1 protein-coding gene is annotated in these 874 nt (G+C 47.3%); it reads left to right on the top strand.

All coding sequences use genetic code 11. From position 1 onward, the window contains the following. A partial coding sequence (locus ACFQEU_RS16840) for a DUF2339 domain-containing protein (protein ID WP_379784010.1) occupies positions 1-534 on the top strand: 534 nt, incomplete at its 5' end. Between the last annotated feature and the right edge of the window lie 340 nt (positions 535-874).

The raw sequence follows: 874 nt of genomic DNA, 5'->3' as shown, positions 1-874 counted from the left end.
CAACTAGGTTTTGCGCTGTTAAATTACCTCGTCATCGTATTGGCCATTTTGGCCAGTAACTCATGGGCTTGGGCATCGGTCAGTAGCCGACCCATTATTAATCTTGCCTTGCTGGCCTTAGGTGGGCCGATAGTGATGGCGGTGCTGGTGGCGAGATTTTACGAGCCTGCTTTCAAGAAAACTGCGCTCTGGGTTGCCGCGTTTGCGGCCTTTTTCTTTATTACCTTTGAAATTCGCCATCTATGGCAGGGCAGTTTAAGTTTGGGGCACGCGGTGAAAGCCGGTGAAATGTACACCTACAGCGTTGTCTGGCTAGTGTGCGCCGTGGTTGCACTATTGGCGGGGAGTTGGCGCTTTGGCAAGTCGGTCTACCGAGCAGGAATGGCGTTGTTGGCCGTTGTTATCGTCAAAATATTTCTTGTCGATCTCGCCGATTTAGAGGGCTTGTGGCGTGTTGCTTCATTCATGGGGTTAGGTCTTGCGCTATTGGGCGTTGCATTCCTACATCAAAAAATTCAACAGGCTGCACGGTGATTGCGTCTAATCGATCGTGAATAAAGTGGGATTTGGCTTAGCGCTGTAAGGGGTGAGTGCCTTAGTTGGTACCATGGTTTTTGTGTTTGCAAGGTTTATTCGCGAAACATTGAACTAAATGGTGTCAGAGTCACCTAGTTTCTTAAAGCAGTCATGGCTTCTACATTCAGCAATTTTTGTGTCGTACGCTGGCTATGGGACGATAGTGTGCGGTGGGTCACAGTCTATTTGGTGTTGATTAAATTAGTACCGGAGTGGATATGTTAATTCGTGCCGGAGTGGATATTAAAGTTGAAATTAAGGGGTTATCAATCCAGTTTTGGTTTGCTTTAATGCATCT

The sequence above is a fragment of the Halorubrum tibetense genome (genome assembly GCF_042661865.1).
Lineage (GTDB): Archaea > Halobacteriota > Halobacteria > Halobacteriales > Haloferacaceae > Halorubrum > Halorubrum tibetense.
This window is presented reverse-complemented; position numbering and strand designations above follow the sequence as displayed.